Annotated in this window: 20 protein-coding genes; 13 read left to right on the top strand and 7 right to left on the bottom strand. The window is 71.3% G+C overall.

What is annotated here, in order from left to right; genetic code table 11:
- Window positions 1-158 precede the first annotated feature (158 nt).
- The 3 genes from ACZ7J0_RS09260 to ACZ7J0_RS09270 all read right to left on the bottom strand — a co-directional run bounded on the left by ACZ7J0_RS09260 (window position 159) and on the right by ACZ7J0_RS09270 (window position 2488).
- Entirely contained in the window at window positions 159-827 is a 669-nt protein-coding gene (locus ACZ7J0_RS09260) for a phosphatase PAP2 family protein (protein WP_470885498.1), read from the bottom strand.
- Window positions 828-860: 33 nt separating this feature from the next.
- Window positions 861-1796 carry a M56 family metallopeptidase gene (locus ACZ7J0_RS09265; RefSeq protein WP_470885500.1) on the bottom strand — a complete coding sequence of 312 codons (936 nt, stop codon included), beginning with the start codon at window positions 1794-1796 and terminating at the stop codon, window positions 861-863.
- A gap of 119 nt (window positions 1797-1915) precedes the next feature.
- Complete coding sequence (locus tag ACZ7J0_RS09270) at window positions 1916-2488, bottom strand: DUF5134 domain-containing protein (RefSeq protein WP_470885502.1); 573 nt, start codon at window positions 2486-2488, stop codon at window positions 1916-1918.
- A gap of 228 nt (window positions 2489-2716) precedes the next feature.
- On the opposite strand from ACZ7J0_RS09270, the gene ACZ7J0_RS09275 reads away from it, so the two are divergent.
- On the top strand, window positions 2717-3268 hold the full coding sequence (locus ACZ7J0_RS09275) for a GNAT family N-acetyltransferase (protein WP_470885503.1): 552 nt from the start codon (window positions 2717-2719) through the stop codon (window positions 3266-3268).
- Between the two features lie 27 nt (window positions 3269-3295).
- On the opposite strand, the gene ACZ7J0_RS09280 is transcribed toward ACZ7J0_RS09275, so the two are convergent.
- Window positions 3296-3979 (bottom strand): glycerophosphodiester phosphodiesterase, encoded by a 684-nt coding sequence (locus tag ACZ7J0_RS09280; protein WP_470885505.1) that lies wholly within the window; start codon window positions 3977-3979, stop codon window positions 3296-3298.
- A gap of 297 nt (window positions 3980-4276) precedes the next feature.
- Window positions 4277-4897 carry a PadR family transcriptional regulator gene (locus ACZ7J0_RS09285; protein WP_470885507.1) on the bottom strand — a complete coding sequence of 207 codons (621 nt, stop codon included), beginning with the start codon at window positions 4895-4897 and terminating at the stop codon, window positions 4277-4279.
- Window positions 4898-4939: 42 nt separating this feature from the next.
- Between ACZ7J0_RS09285 and ACZ7J0_RS09290 the strand changes: the two genes are divergently transcribed.
- From ACZ7J0_RS09290 to ACZ7J0_RS09315, 6 genes are all read left to right on the top strand, one after another.
- Entirely contained in the window at window positions 4940-6088 is a 1149-nt protein-coding gene (locus tag ACZ7J0_RS09290) for an LLM class flavin-dependent oxidoreductase (protein ID WP_470885509.1), read from the top strand.
- 86 nt (window positions 6089-6174) lie between these two features.
- Complete coding sequence (locus ACZ7J0_RS09295; protein WP_470886038.1) at window positions 6175-7119, top strand: alpha/beta hydrolase; 945 nt, start codon at window positions 6175-6177, stop codon at window positions 7117-7119.
- An 81-nt stretch (window positions 7120-7200) separates the two neighbouring features.
- Window positions 7201-8604 carry a DUF6421 family protein gene (locus ACZ7J0_RS09300; protein ID WP_470885511.1) on the top strand — a complete coding sequence of 468 codons (1404 nt, stop codon included), beginning with the start codon at window positions 7201-7203 and terminating at the stop codon, window positions 8602-8604.
- Between the two features lie 32 nt (window positions 8605-8636).
- Window positions 8637-9395, top strand: coding sequence for an SDR family NAD(P)-dependent oxidoreductase (locus ACZ7J0_RS09305; protein ID WP_470886040.1), 759 nt, complete (start codon window positions 8637-8639; stop codon window positions 9393-9395).
- Window positions 9392-10462 carry a threonine aldolase family protein gene (locus tag ACZ7J0_RS09310; RefSeq protein WP_470886041.1) on the top strand — a complete coding sequence of 357 codons (1071 nt, stop codon included), beginning with the start codon at window positions 9392-9394 and terminating at the stop codon, window positions 10460-10462. The genes ACZ7J0_RS09305 and ACZ7J0_RS09310 overlap by 4 nt, the downstream gene beginning before the upstream one ends.
- Window positions 10463-10546: 84 nt before the next feature.
- Window positions 10547-11146 (top strand): transglutaminase-like domain-containing protein, encoded by a 600-nt coding sequence (locus ACZ7J0_RS09315; RefSeq protein WP_470885513.1) that lies wholly within the window; start codon window positions 10547-10549, stop codon window positions 11144-11146.
- 87 nt (window positions 11147-11233) lie between these two features.
- Here the strand turns inward: ACZ7J0_RS09315 and ACZ7J0_RS09320 are convergent, their stop codons facing one another.
- A complete protein-coding gene (locus ACZ7J0_RS09320) occupies window positions 11234-11956 on the bottom strand; it encodes a lysophospholipid acyltransferase family protein (protein WP_470885515.1) in 723 nt (240 codons plus the stop codon).
- 306 nt (window positions 11957-12262) lie between these two features.
- On the opposite strand from ACZ7J0_RS09320, the gene ACZ7J0_RS09325 reads away from it, so the two are divergent.
- The 6 genes from ACZ7J0_RS09325 to ACZ7J0_RS09350 all read left to right on the top strand — a co-directional run bounded on the left by ACZ7J0_RS09325 (window position 12263) and on the right by ACZ7J0_RS09350 (window position 18646).
- Window positions 12263-12622 carry a TlpA family protein disulfide reductase gene (locus ACZ7J0_RS09325; RefSeq protein WP_470885517.1) on the top strand — a complete coding sequence of 120 codons (360 nt, stop codon included), beginning with the start codon at window positions 12263-12265 and terminating at the stop codon, window positions 12620-12622.
- A gap of 194 nt (window positions 12623-12816) precedes the next feature.
- Window positions 12817-13323: a flavin reductase family protein gene (locus tag ACZ7J0_RS09330; RefSeq protein ID WP_470885519.1), complete on the top strand. Its 507-nt coding sequence runs from the start codon at window positions 12817-12819 to the stop codon at window positions 13321-13323.
- Window positions 13324-13513: 190 nt separating this feature from the next.
- Window positions 13514-14299 carry an electron transfer flavoprotein subunit beta/FixA family protein gene (locus ACZ7J0_RS09335; RefSeq protein ID WP_470885521.1) on the top strand — a complete coding sequence of 262 codons (786 nt, stop codon included), beginning with the start codon at window positions 13514-13516 and terminating at the stop codon, window positions 14297-14299.
- 55 nt (window positions 14300-14354) lie between these two features.
- Window positions 14355-15317 carry an electron transfer flavoprotein subunit alpha/FixB family protein gene (locus tag ACZ7J0_RS09340; protein ID WP_468707641.1) on the top strand — a complete coding sequence of 321 codons (963 nt, stop codon included), beginning with the start codon at window positions 14355-14357 and terminating at the stop codon, window positions 15315-15317.
- Window positions 15318-15470: 153 nt separating this feature from the next.
- Complete coding sequence (locus ACZ7J0_RS09345; protein WP_470885523.1) at window positions 15471-16760, top strand: DUF6986 family protein; 1290 nt, start codon at window positions 15471-15473, stop codon at window positions 16758-16760.
- 83 nt (window positions 16761-16843) lie between these two features.
- Window positions 16844-18646 carry a serine/threonine-protein kinase gene (locus ACZ7J0_RS09350; protein WP_470885525.1) on the top strand — a complete coding sequence of 601 codons (1803 nt, stop codon included), beginning with the start codon at window positions 16844-16846 and terminating at the stop codon, window positions 18644-18646.
- Window positions 18647-18697: 51 nt separating this feature from the next.
- Here the strand turns inward: ACZ7J0_RS09350 and ACZ7J0_RS09355 are convergent, their stop codons facing one another.
- Window positions 18698-19783 carry a hypothetical protein gene (locus ACZ7J0_RS09355; RefSeq protein ID WP_470885527.1) on the bottom strand — a complete coding sequence of 362 codons (1086 nt, stop codon included), beginning with the start codon at window positions 19781-19783 and terminating at the stop codon, window positions 18698-18700.
- Window positions 19784-19850: the final 67 nt, after the last annotated feature.

Here is a 19850-nt window from a genome sequence, read left to right on the forward strand (position 1 = left end):
TCCTGCGTTGACTGGCTCGCAGCCAATATACTCAGCGCGTCTCGGTGCGACGCCCTTCGTGGCTGGTCAGCGGGATGGACGCCTGTTCTGGGCGACACGGGGGATCGTCCAGAGCAGGCGCTTCCGCCTGCCCTGGATCCACGGCGGATCCGTCACCCTCATCCTCCTCTCCTGTCGTACGTGAGCACAGCCAGGGCCACCGCGAGCGCTCCCAGCAGCCAGCCGGCCGCCACGTCCGTCGCCCAGTGCACCCCCAGATACATCCGGGTCAGACCCACTCCCACCACGCACACGGCGGCGAGCGCCACGGCCGCCCGCCAGACGCGGCGGGAGGTGCCGCGCCGGGACAGCAGCCACAGCAGCAGCCCGCAGGTGACCGTCGCCGTCATCGCATGGCCCGAGGGGTACGCGGAGAAGTGCGCGGAGTCGATCGGGTCGGGCCAGAGCGGGCGGTCGCGGCCCACGGCGAGCTTGAGACCCTGCTGGACGGCCGTCCCGAGGACGCTCGTCAGCCCCACCCACAGCGCGAGCCGCCGCTGCCGACGCCACCACAGCGTGACGACGGTCACGGCGATCAGCGCCCGCATCGTCCAGGGGTCCCACACCCAGTCGGACAGGATCCGGTTGGTCTGAGCGAGGTCGGGGTCGGCGACGGCGTCCCGGTGCAGGCCCCGTGCGATCTCGCGGTCGAAGGAGACCAGCGGCTCCCAGCGGACGGCGACCAGAACCAGCAGGAGGACCGACAGGGCCCCGGTCCAGAGCGCGCAGCGACGTGCGGAGGGACGGTGTGCCGGAAGAGGCGTGGCGCCGAGGGTGGGGGAGCGCATGGGGAGATCTTCCCCGACGGCCGGCGGGACGGGCTAACCCAGCGCGCTGAGGCCGGGGACGAACGCCACCAGCAGCGGTACGACCGGGACGAGCGCCGCGGCGGCGGTGAGCCGCAGCCGTCGCCCCGCGGTGAGCCGGGGCGCGGCGGTCAGCAGCCGGTTCACCCGCTGCGGCAGCTCGGCGCCCGGGGTGGGACAGGGCCCGAACACCCCACGGTGCTCGTTGAGTTCGACCAGGGCCAGGGCGATCGTCAACCGGCCGAAGCGCCTCGACGCCACATCGTCGGCGGCCAGCTCCACCAGGCGGTGCATCTCCCCGCGGAACGCCGCGAAGACCGGAATCCCCGGGAAGCCGCCCGCGAGCGCGGCCGAACAGTGCAGGATCCAGTCGTGCCGGGCCCGCGCGTGTCCCTGCTCATGGGCGAGTACGGCATCCAGCTGGCGGCCCTTCAGCCGCCGCAAGGCGGCGGTGGTGATGACCAGTTGGGGTGCGGCCGCCGGCAGCCACCAGGCGTCGGGGCGCTCACCCTCCAGGACGACCAGCGGTTCGGTGCCGGGCTTCTCGCCGGGCAACAGGGGGGATTGTACGAGCAGTTCGTCCCGGCTCCGCCTGCGCCGGGCCCTCGCGCGACGGATCTCGCGGGTGAGCATCGCACCGGTCCACAGGCCTCCGCTCGCCAGGAGCACGGCGAGCGCCGCCGACCAGGGCTGGTCGGTACCCAGGGCGTAGGCCTCCATCACTCCGCGCGGGGCGGGCGCGAACACCTGTCCCCGGACCGCCTGCCAGGCGGCCGCCGCACTGATGGTCATCGACAGCGCGAAGCTCAGCAGGACCCCGGCCACCACGCACTGCCACATCCACAGCGCCACCACCGGCTCGCGTTCCGCCCAGTCGGACCGCGCCAGAAACCGTGGAGCGACAACGGCCGTCAGAGTGCCGAGCGCGAGCAGCGCGAGGGAGACAACCATGGCGCCAGCCTATGAGTGAGGGGCTACTCCCGGGTATGGCCTCGGGTGGCAAGTGACGCACGCCACGGTCGCGTCGGCGGCCCTCTCGGACGGCGCGCACCGCGCCCCGGACCCGTCCGTCACAGCGTGACCAGCATCGCGACCATCGCCAGCCCCATGGACAGCCGGCAGACCAGGGTCAGCTCCGGCCTCACGGCCCAGGACAGGGTTGGCCCCCCGGCGGGCGCCGCGCCGACGGGGGCCAGCCGCGCCCCGGTGCGCAGGACGTACGCCGTGTAGTAGACGAGCAGCCCGCCGGTCACCAGCGGCACTCCGGACGCCACCGCTCCGGCTCCATGGCCCGTGTGCGCGCCGCCCGCGCCCCCCGCCCCGGTCATCGCGACCGCCATGTAGACCATCGCGAGCGACCCCGTCAGATGGTGCAGATGGTGCCCGCCGCCTCGTGTCGCCGCCCCCAGCGCCCGCAGCGCCGCTGCCCCGAAGACCGTCGCGTACACGATCCAGGCCCAACCCGGCGGCGCGAGCACCGAGGCGGGCACCGCCATCGTCGCCATTCCGAACCCCATCACGGCCTCGGCGCCCGCCGCCCTGCGCTCCTCGCCGGAACAGCCGCGCCTGCGCAGCAGGCAGTACGACCCCGCCGCCGTGCACAGGGCCACCAGTAGCCAGCCGGACATCGCCGGTCCGTGCACGGGCCCACCTCCCGTTCGACGGTGTCGACGGGTCCATGCCCGCCGGGCGTCACGCGCACGCGGGCGCAGGGGTGTACGGGGGGAGCGCGTCGGGCGCCCGCACGAGCCACCGGATCGCCGTCGGTGGGCCGGGATAGTCTCGTGGGGCATGTGAGCGCTCCGCGGACACCGGTTCACCGCCCGGCGGCCGAGCGGCGCACGGCCCAGCAGAGAACGGAGAGTTTCCGCATGGACACCGCACCGCCCCGTGATTCCGGGCAGCTGACCTTCCGCGATGCCGTCGAGGCCGATGTGCCCGTGCTCGTCCCCCTCATCGAGTCGGCCTACCGGGGCGAGTCCAGCCGGGCCGGCTGGACCACCGAGGCGGACATTCTGGAGGGCCAGCGGACCGACCCGGAAGGCGTCCGCGAGGTGATCACGGCCCCCGGCAGCTGCCTGATGGTGGTGGAGCGCGACGGCGAGCCGGTCGCCTGCTGCCAGCTCGAACACCGCGGCGAGGCCGCCTACTTCGGCATGTTCGCGGTCCGGCCCGATCTCCAGGGCGCGGGTCTCGGACGGCGGATCATCACCGAGGCGGAGCGCCGTGTGCGCGAGGTCTGGGGCGCCCGCGAGATGCACATGACCGTCATCTCGGTGCGCGAGGAACTGATCGCCTGGTACGAACGGCGCGGCTACCGCCGTACGGGAAGGATGACGCCCTTCCCGTACGGCGACGAGCGTTTCGGCCTCCCGCAGCGCGACGACCTCCAGTTCGAGCTGCTCGTGAAGGAGCTCGGCTGACGGCGCCGCGCTCCGGGCGCCCGGCGCTCAGGCGGTGAAGCGGCCGGTGCGGCGGATCTCCGGATAGTCGGTCGTGGCGCCGTCGAGCTCCAGCGCGCGCACCAGCCGCAGATGGTCCTGGGTGTTCACCACCCAGCCGATGACCCGGAGCCCCGCGTGGTGCGCCTGCTCGACGGTCTCCAGGGTGAGCCGGCGGATGTTCAGCGCGAGGGCGCCGGCGCCGACCGCCTGGGCGCGGTCCACGATGTCCGCGCCCCAGTGGCTGCCGATCAGCACCGTCCGTACGCCGGGCACCAGCCGGGAGATCTCGGCGATCGCCTCGTCGTGGAACGAGGACACCTCCACTCGGCCCACCAGATCGCGTCGGAGCAGCACCTCTGCGAGCGCCCGGGCCGCCGCCACATCTTTGATCTCGGCCTGGAGCGGCGCCCGCACGGCGTCCAGGACCTCCTCGAAGACCGGGATCCGCTCGCCCTGCCCGGCGTCGAGCTCCCGCAGCTCGGCGAGGGTCCGGTCGGCGATCGGTCCGGAGCCGTCGGTCGTACGGTCCACCTCCGCGTCGTGCATGACGACCAGGGCGCCGTCCTTGCTCAGATGCAGATCCAGCTCGATGGCATCCATGCCCGCGGCTTCCGCGCGGACGAAGGAGCGCAGGGTGTTCTCAGGTTCGACACCCATGACTCCGCGATGACCGATGGTGAGGAAACTCAAGATCTTCTCGCTTCCGTCGATGCTTCGGCTCGGGTCGCTTCAGGGGCGCGCCGCTCCCGTACGGCACTGGTACCCCACGCGGCACGGCCGCAGCCTAACGGCCCGCATCGACGATGTATCCGGTCCCGCGCGAGGGAACGGAGGCATCCGTCCGGGTTCCCGCCACCCCCAGGACAAGGCCGGTGAGAAGGGCTGCGACAAGGACGGCACGGGTGCTCATGGGCTGTTGCTCCGGGGGCGCGAGGCGGGGGCGGAGAGTCCGTCCTACCGCCGGCGGGCTGCTCGTGGCGAGCAGTTTCACCCGTGCGTGGGCGCGTCCCCCGGGCCTTGACGGAGCAGCTCCAGATCGTCGAGCATCGCCCGCGCCAGCTCCAGTTCGGCCAGCTGTCGCCGCTCGCTCCAGCGCAGCGCGACCTGCGGGTGGCCCCATGCGGCCACGCCCTCGGTCCGCGCCAGGGCGTCCCGTACCTCCTTGAGCTCGCCGCGCGTCCGCTCGATGTGCTCCTCGACCAGCGCGCGCAGCCGCTCGGGGGCGGCCAGATGCCCGAGCCAGACCCGCAGCACCAAGGGGTGCTTGAGCACGGCCGGTCCGCTGTCGCCGTCCTCGGCCCAGCCGGCGAGCGCGGCTCGGCCCTCCTCGGTGATCGTGTACCGGCGGGTGGCGCGCGGCTCCTCGGGACCGGAGCGCCGTGACGTGGCGTAGCCCAGCTCCTCCAGCCGTCGCAGCTCCGCGTAGATCTGGCTGATCGCAGGCGACCAGTAGAAGAAGCGCAGCGAGGCGTCGGCCCACTTCTTCAGGTCGTAGCCGGTGCGCTCGCCGGGGAAGGACAGCAGCCCGAGCACCGCCCAGGCGGTCGGCGGCAGTTCGGGCCCCTGCTCTTGCTTCTTCGAGATGTGACGACTAGTCATATGACTCATTGAAGTAAGGCCATCGCACGAACACAACCCCTGGGAGGGACCTTGAAGTTCTCCGTGATCTTCGAGGCGCAGCTGGCCGATCCGACCGTCGAGCGTGAGCACCAGCTCATCCACGACTGTGTCGAACAGGCGGTGTTCGCCGAGGAGATGGGGTTCGACCGGATCTGGGCGGTCGAGCACCACGCGCTGAAGTGGTACGCCCACATGTCCGCCCCCGAGATCTTTCTCAGCTGGGTGGCCGCGCGGACCTCGACGATCCGCATCGGCCACGGTGTCGTCTGCATGCCGTTCAACTTCAACCATCCGGTGCGGGTCGCCGAGCGCGCGGCCATGCTCGATCTGCTCTCCGGCGGACGGCTCGACCTCGGCGCGGGCCGGGGCGGTACGGAACAGGAGACCTCGCTGTGCGGTGTCGACCGGGACCGCACGGCCCAGGAGGTCGAGGAGGCCCTGCGGATCATCGGCAGCGCCTGGCAGAAGGACGAGCTGGAGTACGAGGGGGAGCTGCTCAGGATCGGTCCGCATCCGATCCTGCCGCGCCCCCGGCAGACCCCGCACCCGCCCCTCTTCCTGGCCTGCAGCCGCACGGAGACGCTCACCCAGGCCGCCGAGCTCGGTATCGGGGCGCTGGTGATGGGATTCGCCGGGCCCGAGTCGATCGCCGGGATGCGGGGCGCCTACGACGCGGCGCGCGCCGCGCGCACCGGGGAGCGGTTCGTGTCGACCGTCGTCAACGACCACTTCTCGGTGCTGTGCCCGACGATCGTGCTCGACGACCGGGCGGAGGCGCGGCGCACAGGCACACGTGGACAGCGCTTCTTCGCCCAGTCCATCGGGCACTGGTACGGCGGGGCGGGCATCCCGGACGAGGCGGTGGTCGAGGGCGCGGACGAGGCCGCCGCGATGCGCACGGCGGCCGAGCAGGTGGTCGCGCGCCTGAACGAACAGAACATTCCGGTCCGGCCGAGCTCCACGGCCACCTTCAACGCCGACCACGCCTATGGCACCGCCGAGGACGCCATCGCGTACGTGGAACGCCTCCGCGACGCCGGAGCCGACGAGATCATGTGTCTGGTGCAGATGGGCACGGTGCCGCAGGAGGCCTGCATGGAGACCCTGCGGCAGTGGGGCGAGAAGGTCATTCCCCACTTCCGGGGCCCGGGGACGCGACCCGCGGGGGAGTCGCGGTGACCGCGCGCCTGACCGAGGCCCTGCCCGCCGACGAGCCCGGCGCCGTGCCCGGGCGCGACCGGCTCGACCCGGCCGCCAGGCCGTACATGGAGGCGCTCGCCGCCTTCTTCCCCGACGTCGGCGGCACCGTCACCGACGCCGCCGAGGCCCGGCGCGTCCTCGCCGCCGCGCCCCGGCCGCCCGCCGGGCCGCCCCCGGTCGGCTCGGTCGAGGACCGCACGGTGCCCGGTCCCGAAGGCGCGCCGCCGGTCCCCGTCCGGATCTACCGCCCGTCCGGTCCCGGGCCGCATCCGACGGTGGTCTTCCTCCACGGCGGCGGCTGGGTGCTGTGTGGTCTGGACACCCACGACCGGACCTGCCGCGGCCTCTGCCGGGCGGCCTCGGCCGTGATCGTCTCTGTCGGCTACCGGCTGGCTCCCGAGGTCCGCTTCCCCGCGCCGGTGGAGGACGCCTACGCGGCCCTGCGCTGGGCCGGGGCCCACATCGCCGAGCTCGGCGGCGAGCCGTCGGCGCTCACGGTCGCCGGCGACAGCGCCGGGGGGAACCTCGCGGCCGCGGCCGCGCTGCTCGCCCGGGACAGGGGCGGCCCGGCGCTCGCCCGCCAGGTGCTGATCTATCCGGCCACCGACGCGGGCCAGGACACCGCTTCGTACCGGACCAACGCCGAGGGCTACTACCTCACGGCGGCGCACGTGCGCTGGTTCTGGGAGCAGTACCTCGGGCCCGAGGGCGACGGTGGCCATCCGCTTGCCTCGCCGCTGCGGGCCGACCTCGCCGGGCTGCCTCCCGCCCATGTGGTCACGGCCGGCTGCGACCCCCTCCGCGACGAGGGCAGGGCCTACGCCAAGGCTCTGCGGGCCGCCGGCGTGGAGGTCACCGAGGGACACCATCCTGGGATGTTCCACGGTTTCCTGGCGCTCGCCGAGCACCTGGACGAGGCGGCGCTGGCGCTCGGCGCCGCAGCGGATGCGATTGTCACAACCCTCCGTGACAGGAAAAACAGCGGTGACCATGGGGGTCGCACAGGATAATTTCTCCTGCCCCCTCTTGTCTGGGAGAACCTCGCACCTATACGGTGTCTTGACGCGAGGTTCTCCTGTGGAGGAAGTGGCATGACGGAAATTCTTGTGCAGGACGTGGTGGGCGGGGACATAGCCGCCTCCAGGGCTGTCGAACACCCTGCCTGGCCCGAGCTCAAGAATGTGGTGGAGCAGATCCGCCCGTGGCAGTCCAAGGACGGCTCCATCGACTTCGAGGCCGACGGCGCGCCCTCCCGTGCGCTCGCCGAGGCCACGGTCGACCGGATGATCGCCGCGGTCGAGCAGCTCTCCCCGCTGCTCCCGCACGACGCCGCCTACCACGAGGCCCTCACCAAGGACCTGCGCGCCTGGGCCGACGGCGGCTTCGCGGTCCCGGACTTCCTGGACTCGCTGCTCGCCTTCCACCCCGCGGCCAACCGCGTGGACGGCCTCCAGCACCTCGTCCTCTTCCCGATGTACACGCAGAACGGCAACCCGAACCGCAACTTCGAAGCGGTCGTCCTGCGCATGGTCTGGCCGGAGTGGCTCTCCGAGCTGGAGCGCACCCGCTACGACAACCCGCTCTTCTGCGGCATCACCTTCGAGGACTTCACCGCGGGGTACGACACCCACTCGGCCGTGCTCTTCCCGGAGACCATCGCCGTGCGCGAGGCTCCCGAGCGCTTCACCTGGGGCGGCATCTTCTGCGACCGCGAGGCCGCCCGCTTCCGTGCCGTCACCGAGGAGTCCGTCCGCATCCTGGGTCTCGAACTGCCCGACGACATCCGCGAGATGGTCGGCGACCAGGACCGTTGCGAGAAGGCCTTCGTGCTCTGGGACATGGTCCACGACCGCACCCACAGCCACGGCGACCTGCCGTTCGACCCTTTCATGATCAAGCAGCGCCAGCCGTTCTGGATGTACGGCCTGGAGGAGCTGCGCTGCGACCTCACCGCCTTCAAGGAGGCCGTGAAGCTCGAGGCCGAGGGCAACGCGCACGGCCGGGACGTCCAGTACGCCGTGCTGTTCGACCGGATGTTCCGCTTCCCCGTCTCCGGCGACCGCAACCGCAACTACGACGGTCTCGGCGGCCAGCTGCTCTTCGCGTACCTGCACAAGCACGACGTGGTGCGCTGGACCGACAACACGCTCAAGATCGACTGGCAGCGGGCCCCCGAGGTCACCAACCAGCTCTGCGCCGAGATCGAGAAGCTGTACCGCGACGGCATCGACCGGCCGAAGCTGGTCCACTGGTTCGCCGCTTACGACCTGGTCTCCAGCTACCTCGCCCCGCACCCCGGATCGCGCTGGGCCAAGGGTCCCGACGCCCTGGACCTGACCCAGCCGCCGCGCAAACTCGTCGACGACGTGCTTCCGGACGAGTTTCCGCTCAGCATGTTCTATGAGGCGCTCTCCAAGAAGCTGAAGGACGTGATCGCCTCCACCAAGGGCATCACCGCCTCCGACGTTTCTCGGACCGAGCAGGCTGCAGCGTGAACTCTCGCACGGAGAACCCGGAGGAGACGACCATGAACGGCAACGGGAACGGCGGACCGCTGGAAGGCGCCGTCATCGCGGTCGCCGGCGCGGCAGGCCCCGCGGGCCGCGCCACGCTGCTGAGGCTGGCGGAGGCGGGCGCGATCGTCGTCGGAGCCGATGCCGACGCGGCCCGGCTCGCCGAGGCCGTCGACGCCGCCCGCTACGCCCACGGCGGAGCCACCGTCATCGGTGACACGGTCGACCTCCTCGACGTCGGAGCCGCCCGCGACTGGGCGGACAAGACCGAGAAGGAGTTCGGCCGGATCGACGGCCTGGTCCACCTCGTCGGCGGCTGGCGCGGCAGCGCCACCTTCGCCGAGACCGACCTGGCCGACTGGCAGCTGCTCGAGAAGCTGCTGATCCGTACGGTCCAGACCACCTCGCTCGCCTTCCACGAGCCGCTGATGCGCAGCGACCGCGGCCGGTACGTGCTGATCAGCGCCGCCGGGGCGTCCCAGCCCACCGCGGGCAACGCCGCCTACGCGGCCGCCAAGGCCGCCGCCGAGGCCTGGACCCTCGCGCTCGGCGACTCCTTCCGCAAGGCGGGGGGCGAGGACGGGCCGAAGGCCGCGGCTGCGATCCTGGTGATCAAGGCACTGGTGCACGACGCCATGCGCGCCGAGCGCCCCAATGCGAAGTTCGCGGGCTTCACGGACGTCAAGGAACTGGCCGAGGCCATTGCCGGAGTCTGGGACCGGCCCGCACGTGAAGTGAATGGACAGCGCCTGTGGCTGACCCCCAAGCCGTGATCCCGAAGAACACCGACGCACGTCGTCACCACGACCCCTCGGTCCGCGGATTCGCCAGCGACAACTACGCCGGCGTCCACCCGGAGATCCTCGCCGCGCTCGCCCTCGCCAACGGCGGTCATCAGATCGCCTACGGCGAGGACGAGTACACCGATCACCTCCAGCGGGTCATGCACAGCCACTTCGGCCCCACCGCGGAGGCCTTCCCGGTCTTCAACGGCACGGGAGCCAATGTCACGGCGCTCCAGGCCCTCACCGACCGATGGGGCGCGGTGATCTGCGCCGAGTCCGCGCACATCAACGTGGACGAGGGCGGCGCGCCGGAGCGGATGGCCGGCCTCAAGCTGCTCACCGTGCCGACGCCCGACGGCAAGCTCACGCCCGAGCTCATCGACCGGCAGGCGTGGGGCTGGGAGGACGAGCACCGCGCGATGCCGCAGGTCGTGTCGATCACCCAGAACACCGAGCTGGGAACGGTCTACACGCCGGACGAGATCCGGGCCATCGTGGAGCACGCGCACGCCCGGAACATGAAGGTCCACCTCGACGGCGCCCGGATAGCCAACGCCGCCGCGTCGCTGAACGTGCCGATGCGCGCGTTCACGAACGCGGTGGGCGTGGACGTCCTGTCGTACGGCGGCACCAAGAACGGCATGATGTTCGGCGAGGCGATCGTCGTTCTCAACCCGGACGCCGTCCGGCATATGAAGCACGTGCGCAAGATGTCCATGCAGCTCGCCTCCAAGATGCGGTTCGTGTCGGTGCAGCTGGAAGCGTTGCTCGCGAAGGACCTGTGGCTGCGCAACGCGCGGCACGGCAACGCGATGGCGCAGCGGCTGGCCGAGGGCGTGCGCGCGGTCGACGGCGTGGAGATCCTCCATCCCGTACAGGCCAACGCGGTCTTCGCCCGGCTGCCCCACGACGTCAGCGCCCGGCTGCAGAAGCGTTTCCGCTTCTACTTCTGGGACGAGGCGGCCGGAGACGTCCGCTGGATGTGTTCCTTCGACACCACCGAGGACGACGTGGACGCGTTCCTGCAGGCGCTGAAGGAAGAGATGGCGCGCTAGGCGGCAGCGATCGCGCTGTATAAATATTCGACCGACCGGAAAGTTATTGACTTCCGGTCGGTCGTTTTCGTAGAGTTCAGTGATATGGAGCTGATCCAGCAAGCGCCCCAACTGGCCGCCTACCTCGCCGCGGACGAGACCATCAACCACGAGCACCCGCTAGTGATCAAGACGGCCGCCCAGCTGCGGTCCGACCACCGCGACGCATACGCATACGCCAGGGCGGCCTATGAATTCGTCCGCGACTCCATCTCCCACTCCGAGGACGCCGGCGCCCTGCAGGTGACCTGGCGGGCCTCGGACGTCCTCGCCGAAGGCACCGGCGTCTGCTATGCCAAGTCCCACGCGCTGGCGGCGCTGCTACGGGCCGAGTCCATCCCGACGGCCCTGTGCTACCAGCGGCTCGCCGACGACGACGGTGGCAATCCCGTCGTCCACGGCCTGGTCGCGGTCAAGCTGCCCGGCGAGAAGGCGTGGGCGCGGCAGGACCCGCGGGGTAACAAGGCGGGCGTGGATGCCCAGTTCTCCCTGGACGGCGAGAAGCTGGCCTTTCCCGTGCGGCCGGAGCTCGGTGAGGTGGACTATCCGGTCCTCTACGCGGAACCGCACCCTGTCGTGCTCAGCGCCCTGCGGTCCGCCCCGGACCGGGCGTATCTCTGGAAGACGCTTCCCACGGACCTCTGAGGGAAGGAGCCGGACGCGTGCACGGGTGCGCGCGTCCGTGGGCCGACCTCCGGGGCACGGACTGAGCCCGTACCCCGGAGAGACGTTTCAGCCCCGCTCGCGGACCTCGGCCGGCGTCGGAGCCGTACCCCCGAGGTGCGCGGGCACCCACCAGGTGTCGCCCGCGTCCTTGGGGCGCACGGGATAGGCGCGCTGCGCGGCCTCCAGGAGCTCCTGCACCCGCTCGCGCAGCCGCCGGGTGATCGCACCCGCGTACTGGTCGGTCGGCGCCTCCATGGGCTTGCCGACCCGGATCGTCACCGGGATGTGGCTGCGCTTGAAGTTGCGCGGACGCCCCTTGGTCCAGACCCGCTGCGTGCCCCAGAGGGCCATCGGGATCAGCGGGACGCCGGCCTCCTGCGCCAGGCGCGCGGCGCCCGACTTGAAGCTCTTGAGCGTGAACGACTGGGAGATCGTCGCCTCGGGGAAGATGCCCACGATCTCGCCGGCCCGCAGCGAGTCCAGAGCGTGCTGATACGACGCCTCACCCTGCGTGCGGTCCACCGGGATGTGCTTCATGCCCCGCATCAGGGGACCGGAGATCTTGTGCCGGAAGACCGAGTCCTTGGCCATGAAGCGCACCAGGCGCTTCTGCGGCAGCGCCGCCAGGCCCGAGAAGATGAAGTCCAGATAGCTGATGTGGTTGCTGACCAACACCGCTCCGCCCTGACGGGGGATGTGTTCCGAACCCTGTGTGTCGATCTTCAGGTCGAGCGCCTTGAACATCGTGAGAGCGGCGCCGATGACCGGCCGATAGACGAGTTCTGCCATCTGGTGGGGACCCTTCTTGTGTGCCTTGGGAGGGTTCTCCCGGCGGAAGTTACGCGGCCGTAGGTTCGGCATTGGAGCAGATCGTGCCCCATACGCGCCGCGCTGGCCAGTCCTGGGGCTTTCCGCCGGGGAGATTGAGGGGAGATCCTCATCACGCCCGGTGGGTGCAAACCGGCCTGTCAGAGGCCTACCCGGCTCTGTACGGGGAATGCGCGGCCGGGGAATCAACGGGCGCTGTGCCACGCTGCACAGGGCGTCGAGGTCACGGGACGTGACGCGAAGTAACGATAGGACAGGAGGCCCCCGGTGCGTGAGGGTGACAGTGGCGGCGGCCGGCCGGCCGCGGCCGACGGGCGCGAGCGGCGGCTCGGAGCCGCCGAACTGGGCGCGGAGCTGGGCCGGCGGGCGACGCTCGTGCAGTTCTCCAGCGCCTTCTGTCAGCCGTGCCGGGCGACCCGCCGGACCCTGGCCGAGGTCGCGGCCATGATCGACGGCGTCGGACATGTGGAGATCGATGCCGAGGAACGGCTCGGGCTGGTGCGCGAGCTGGAGATCGTGAAGACCCCCACGGTCCTGGTGCTGGACGCCTCGGGGCGGATCGTCCGCAGGGCCGCCGGACAGCCCCGCAGGGCCGATGTCATCGCCGCGCTCGGCCGGGCGGTCTGACGTCGTGACGCATCTCCCAGATCCCGGTACGCACTTGACTGTGCCTGCCAACCATCGTCAGGCTGGCGCGGTGCCCCAAGAAATCCTTCTCTACGGCCGCGTGCACGTGGACCTGGCCCGCAACGCGAGCGCTCGCTGTCCGGGTGTCTGAGCAACCACGGACCCGTACGCATCCCTTGCAGAAGGACAATTCCATGACGGTATCGCCCGAGCTCCGCATACCTCGGCAAGTCACCTCAGATGTGTTCCGCTCCGTCTTCCGGCAGCACGCCGCCGGTGTCGCGGTCATCACCGCACAGGGGGAGCGCCCCGTCGGTTTCACCGCCACCTCACTCAACTCCGTAGCCGCCGAGCCGCCGTTGGTCTCCTTCGGCGTGGGCACCTCCTCCTCCAGCTGGCCGGTCATCTCCGAGGCCGAGTACATCGGCGTCCACATACTCGGCGAGCACCAGAGCGAGCTGGCCGCCACCTTCGCGCGCAGCGGCGCCGACCGCTTCGGCGCGCCGACGCGCTGGCACAGCGGCCCGGAGGGCGTTCCCCTGCTCGACGGCGTACTGGCCTGGCTGGTGTGCCGGGTCGTCGCCCGCGTACCCGCGGGGGACCACCGCATCGTCATCGCCCAGGCAGTTCACGGGGACCCCGACGGCGTGGGCCGTCCGCTGCTCTATCACCAGGGACGCTTCAACGCTCTGCGGGACTGAGAGTTCCTGATTACGGAGCGTTGTGAAGGTCACAGTTACGAGCGCTTGCTTACCGGGAACGTACTGGGTGTACTGATGAGTAATATTTCGGTCGGGGCGCCCGCCGCCCCAACCGGAAACCGTCCCTTCAGGCGCCTATGCTGCGTGCAACAAGGCAGCCCAGTAATGACGATGCAGTAGGAGAGCCGGCGTGAGCTTGAGGATCGTAGTAGCTGTGAAGTACGTGCCCGACGCCACCGGCGACCGGCACTTCGCCGATGACCTGACGGTGGACCGGGACGACGTCGACGGCCTGCTGTCCGAGCTGGACGAGTACGCGGTCGAGCAGGCGCTGCAGATCGCCGAAGAGGCGGACGACGCCGAGATCACCGTGCTGACCGTCGGTCCCGAGGACGCCAAGGACGCGCTGCGCAAGGCGCTGTCCATGGGCGCCGACAAGGCCGTCCACGTCGAGGACGACGACCTCCACGGCTCCGACGTCATGGCGACCTCCCTGGTGCTCGCCAAGGCCATCGAGAAGACCGGGTACGACCTGGTCATCTGCGGCATGGCGTCCACCGACGGCACCATGGGTGTGCTGCCGGCCATCCTCGCCGAGCGTCTGGGCGTCCCGCAGGTCACGCTGCTGTCCGAGGTCAAGATCGAGGACGGCACCGTCAAGGGCCGTCGCGACGGCGACAGCGCCTCCGAGCAGCTCGAGGCCTCCCTGCCGGCCCTCGTGTCCGTGACGGACCAGTCCGGCGAGGCCCGCTACCCGTCCTTCAAGGGCATCATGGCCGCCAAGAAGAAGCCGGTCGAGTCCCTGGACCTCGAGGACCTGGAGCTCGACGCCGACGAGGTCGGCCTCGAGGGCTCCTGGACCAAGGTCGACTCGGCCGCGGAGCGTCCGGCCCGCACCGCCGGCACGATCGTCAAGGACGAGGGCGAGGGCGGCAAGCAGCTGGCCGAGTTCCTCGCGAGCCAGAAGTTCATCTAGGGCTTCAGCCCACCCCACGCCCGCAGATTCTTCGTTCGCAGGAGATTGAAGTCCCATGGCTGAAGTTCTCGTCTACGTCGACCACGTGGACGGCGCCGTCCGCAAGCCCACCCTGGAGCTGCTGACCCTCGCCCGCCGCATCGGCGAGCCCGTCGCCGTCGCCCTCGGCGCCGGCGCCGAGGCCACCGCCCCGGCCCTCGCCGAGCACGGCGCCGTGAAGGTCCTCACGGCCGACGCGCCCGAGTTCGCCGACTACCTCGTCGTACCGAAGGTCGACGCGCTCCAGGCCGCGTACGAGGCGGTCTCGCCGGTCGCCGTGCTCGTCCCCTCCTCCGCCGAGGCCAAGGAGATCGCGGCCCGCCTCGCGGTCCGCATCGGCTCCGGCATCATCACCGACGCCGTCGACCTCGAGGCCGGTGACGAGGGTCCGGTCGCGACGCAGTCCGCGTTCGCCGCCTCCTTCACCACCAAGTCCCGTGTCTCCAAGGGCACCCCGGTCATCACGGTCAAGCCGAACTCGGCCGCCGTCGAGGCCGCCCCGGCCGCGGGCACCGTCGAGGCCCTCACGGTCTCCTTCTCCGAGAAGGCCACCGGCACCAAGGTCGTCGGGCGCACCCCGCGCGAGTCGACCGGCCGCCCCGAGCTGACCGAGGCCGCGATCGTGGTCTCCGGCGGCCGTGGCGTCAACGGCGCCGAGAACTTCTCGATCATCGAGGCGCTCGCCGACTCGCTCGGTGCCGCCGTCGGCGCTTCGCGCGCCGCCGTGGACGCCGGCTGGTACCCGCACTCCAACCAGGTCGGCCAGACCGGCAAGTCGGTCTCGCCGCAGCTGTACATCGCTTCCGGCATCTCCGGTGCGATCCAGCACCGCGCCGGTATGCAGACCTCGAAGACGATCGTGGCGATCAACAAGGACGCCGAGGCCCCGATCTTCGACCTGGTCGACTACGGCGTGGTCGGCGACCTCTTCGACGTCGTCCCGCAGCTGACCCAGGAAGTTCAGTCCCGCAAGGGCTGACCTGCGCTTCTGCTGGGCCCGGGGGCCGTACGGTGATCTTCACCGTGCGGCCCCCGGTCGTTTCGGACAACCATTGACTCAGGCCCGGAGAGACTACTAACTTCGCTATACGGATTATTGATTCCGTGAAGCGGAAAAGAGAAGGGTATGGGAATGGGTCAGCAGGAGAAGGTGGCAACGAGCCTCGCCGGCGGCGTCAGCGAGGCCATCAGCGCCTCCCTCGAAGCGGTGGACGCGGAGCTCGCCCGCCGCTACCCCGGAGACCCCGGCACCCGCCAGCCCGTCCACACCGTCTACGTCCCCGGTGACGTCTTCGAGGCCGGCACCATCCGCTCCTGGGGCGACCAGGCCCTCGCCGCCCTCGACGAGCACGCCCCGGACGCCGCCTCCCTCGCGTCCGTCCTCGGCCTCTCCGACGAGCTCGCCGGGCCCGTCCACGACCGCGTGCGGGCCAAGCTGGAGCGCGAGCCCATCGAGGACCTCCGCGTCGACTTCGAGGACGGCTACAGCGGCAGCGACGAGGACGCCGACGCCGCCCGCGCCGCCCGCCTGATCTCGGAGGCGTACGCCGCGGGCACCGCCGCCCCGTACATGGGCATCCGCATGAAGTGCATGGAGGCCGCCGTCCGCGACCGCGGCATCCGCACCACGGACATCTTCCTCACCGGCCTCATGGAGCACGGTGGGCTCCCCGACGGTCTCGTCCTCACCCTTCCCAAGGTCACCTACCCCGAGCAGGTCACCGCCTTCGTCCGGCTGCTCGAGGCCTTCGAGAAGGCCCACGGCCTGGACGCCGGCCGCCTCGGCTTCGAGATCCAGATCGAGACCAGCCAGTCGATCCTGGCCGCCGACGGCACCGCCGCCGTCGCCCGCATGATCGACGCCGCCGAGGGCCGCGCCACCGGTCTGCACTACGGCACCTTCGACTACAGCGCCTGCCTCGGCGTCTCCGCCGCCTACCAGGCCAGCGACCACCCCGCCGCCGACCACGCCAAGGCGATCATGCAGGTCGCCGCCGCGGGCACCGGCGTACGCGTCTCCGACGGCTCCACCAACGTCCTGCCGGTCGGCAGCACCGAGCACGTCCACGAGGCCTGGCGCCTGCACTACGGCCTCACCCGCCGCGCGCTGGCCCGTGCCTACTACCAGGGCTGGGACATGCACCCGGGCCACATCCCGACCCGCTACGCCGCCGTGTTCGCGTTCTACCGCGAGGGCTTCCGGGCCGCGGCCGCCCGCCTCGCCGCCTACGCCAACCACGCCGGTGGCGACGTCATGGACGAGCCCGCCACCGCCAAGGCCCTCAGCTCCTACCTGCTGCGCGGCATCGACTGCGGCGCCCTGGACACCGACGAGGTCGCCGCCATCACCGGGCTCTCCCGGGCCGACCTCGACCGCTTCGCTTCCCCGCGCCGCGGGGACCTGACGGCCACCGCCCAGTAGGCGAACGGGCGTCAGGACAGGCATCGCTGCCCCGTACTCTGTACGCGTTCGGACGGGAACACGACACAGGGAACGGGGCAGCGGTGTCTTCGGGGGAGAACGAACTGATCGCGGGGCGCTACCGGGTCGTCCGGCAGCTCGGCCGCGGTGGCATGGGCGTCGTCTGGCGCGCGCTCGACGAAGTGCTCGGCCGCGAAGTGGCCGTGAAGGAGCTGCGCACCTACACGGACTCGGCCGGACACGAACTCGCCGACCTGCGGCTGCGCATGCAGCGCGAGGCCCGGGCAGCCGCGCGGGTGCGCCACCCCGGGGTCATCTCCGTCCACGACGTGACGGACCACCAGGGCCGCCCCGTCATCGTCATGGAGCTCATCGACGGCCCCTCCCTCGACGACGTCCTCGGCGAGCGCGGCGTCATGGACCCCCTCGAGGCCGCGCGGGTCGGCGCCAAGGTGCTGGAGGCCCTCGCCGCGGCGCACGAGGTCGGCGTCCTCCACCGCGACGTCAAGCCCGGCAACGTCCTGCTGGACCGGGGAGGCCGGGTCGTCCTCACCGACTTCGGGATCGCCACCATGGACGACCCCGGCGACGGCTCCACCACCCACCTCACCCGCAGCGGCGAGATCGTCGGCTCGCTGGACTACCTGGCGCCCGAGCGCGCCCAGGGGCAGGACCCGGGACCGGCGTCCGACGTATGGGCCCTCGGCGCCACGCTGTACGCGGCCGTGGAGGGCGCCTCACCCTTCCGGCGTACCTCGACCTGGTCGACGCTCACGGCGATCGTCGGGGAGCCGCTGCCGGAGCCGCGCAGGGCCGGTCCGCTCGCGCCCGTACTCCAGCAGCTGATGCACAAGGACCCGGCCCAGCGGCCCGACGCCGCCACGGCGGCGCGTCTCCTGACCGCCGTGGCCGACGGCCAGGACACCGGTCCGACGATGCCCCTGGGGCCGCCCGCGCACACCCGCGTACCGACCGAACGGAACATGGCGCCCCATCAGCCGGACGGCTTCGGCCCCGCCCAGCCCCAGCCGGACGGCTTCGGTCCCGCTCCGCACGGCTCCGGCGGTCTCGGCGCGCCGGTGCCCCGGGCCGACGGATTCGGCCCGGCCGCGCCGCACCCGGTCACCCCGGCGCCCGCGCACCGCACCGCCCCCTCCACGCCCCGCAGGAGCCGCTCCACGGCCCTGGTGGCCGCCACGGTGGCCGCCGTCGTCCTGGCCGGCGGCGGAGTGACGTACGCCCTCATGGACCACGGGCAGACCACCGAGCGGGAGCAGCTGGCCGGCGGCCAGGCACCCACCCCCGAGGCGAGCCCCGGCCACGTCCTCGAGCCCGGCGCCGACACGTCGGTCACGGGCACCCCCAGCGCCACCCCCTCGAAGCCGGGCGCCAGGCCGTCGCCGTCGCCGTCGCGCAAGGCACCCGTGCCCGGCGGGGCGACCGGCGGCAAGGGATCCGGCGGCAGCGACGGTGGAGCGAGCACCGACGGAGGCTCGACCACGACGGGCGGCAGTGCCACCGGGGGAAGCGGCGGAACCACCGGCGGCTCGACGACGGGCGGCTCCACCACGACCACCGGCGGCGCCTCCGACCCGGCTCCCGCCCCCGTCTGTCACTCCATCGGCGGCGGAAAGTACAACTGCGACGTCTGGCGCACCGAGAAGACCTACAGCCACTCGGGCGGCGAGATGGGGATCCTCAACGCCGGCACCAACTACTTCTACTGCCAGGTCGACCTGGGCCGCCGCGAGACCTACGGCAAGTGGACCAACACCTGGTGGGCCAGGACCGACGACGACAGCGGCAACACGAACGTCTACTTCAGCGTCGTCTACGTCAAGGGCGGTGACAACAACGCGCCGGTCCCCGGACTGCCGGTCTGCTGACCGGGAACCAGCCGCGCCTCGTGTTCAGGTCGTCCTCCGCTATGTCGGGCGTCACGACCACATTGGCCGGCGCCCGAGCCGCTCCCGCCGGATCCGCGGCACCTGGGCGTTCTGCACGATCACATGGTCGGGGTTCCCCAGTCCGGCGGCCATCGCCGGGGACATGCGCACCACCCCCGAACCGCGCTGGTCGAACAGGTCGGGTGCGCTCCCCGTGCGAGAGGCGCCCTCGGGCAGGGGATCGGCCGGGTGCAGGTCGTCGTAGATGGTCGTGGCGGGCCGCTCGGGGACGTACTGCTCCAGGCCGGACCGGGCTACCCGGTTCTCGTCGGCGAAGAGCCGGGTGCCCTTCTCGCACAGTTGCTCGTTGCCGCGCGCCCGGGAACTGAACTCCTCGGGGGTGTCCCCGAACCACTCGCGCAACTGCCGTGACTCCGACAGCAGATCGGTCAGCAGCGGGCGCTCCCCGGGATGCCGGCGCGGTGCGCCCGAGCCGTCGTGAATCACTCCGTACCGGTGGACGTACGCGTACACGCCCCCGAGCAGCTCCCCGGACGGCATCTCGACGCGGAAGTCCTCGGGCGGCAGCAGTACACGGTCGTACTCGCCGCCGGGCGTGAAGATGCCCTCGCTGGCGTCCACGATCTCCAGCTGGGAGGCGTCCAGCCAGGTCACGAACAGGTCCCGGGTGAACCCCGGTACATGGAACGGCGAGGACGAGACATAACCCAGCGGGCTGACATTCGCGGATACGCCCACCTCGATGCCGGTGGTCCGGACCTTCACCATAGGAACGGTCGACGAGGCCCCGACGCCGCGCATCTTGTGCACCAACTGCGCGGGACAGGCGTTGGATCCGACCGACAGCACCGGGAAACGCTCTCCGACCAGGGGCTCATTGACGCACATCAGCGCATGGTCGAGCGGTACGGGTCCCGCCTCGTCCACCACGGGGAACCCCCCGGGCGGCTGCTCCACCAGCCACTTCGAGAGCCTGCGCTCGCTCTCGGGGCGCAGCCGCAGAAAGTTGTTCCCGTGGAGGAGGCCCGACTCGACCGGCCAGGCCCCGGGGTAGATCAGCGGATTCTCCCTCGGCGCGTCGGCGAGCCCGAGCGCCTCGAGCGTACGGTCGTCCACCAGTACCCGGCCTCCCCCGCTGACCCCCGGACGGGGGCACGATGCTCGATCCACATCGTAGAGAAGG

The organism is Streptomyces sp. NPDC038280 (genome assembly GCF_055600045.1).